At 65.8% G+C, this 319-nt stretch carries 1 protein-coding gene; it reads right to left on the bottom strand.

The features are described 5' to 3' along the window. Positions 1 to 19 precede the first annotated feature (19 nt). A partial coding sequence (locus tag OO69_RS49295; protein ID WP_324604593.1) for an acyltransferase domain-containing protein occupies positions 20 to 319 on the bottom strand: 300 nt, incomplete at its 5' end.

The following is a 319-nucleotide window of genomic DNA, read 5'->3' as shown; positions in this document are numbered from 1 at the left end:
TGGGTGACGCCCTGGTGCTTCAGCTGCCGCACGGCGTCGGTGAAGCGGACGGTGTGGCGGATGTGTCGGGTCCAGTAGTCGCGAATTCGTTGAGTGCGGTGTCCATGTGGGGGGAGTGGAAGGCGTGCGAGACGGTGAGTGTTCTGGTTTTGCGGCCTTGGGCGGTGAAGTGGTCGGCGAGCGTGTGGGCTTGTTCGGGGTCGCCGGAAATCACCGTGGAGTCGGGGGAGTTGAGGGCGGCGATGTCGATGCCGGGGGTGAGGGCGGGTCGGAGTTCGTGTTCGGTGGCCTGGATGGCGATCATTGCTCCGCCGGAGAC

The sequence above is a fragment of the Streptomyces sp. NRRL F-525 genome (genome assembly GCF_000716605.1).
GTDB lineage: Bacteria > Actinomycetota > Actinomycetes > Streptomycetales > Streptomycetaceae > Streptomyces.
The sequence above is the reverse complement of the archived record's forward strand: the minus strand, read 5'-3'. Positions and strand labels throughout refer to the sequence as shown.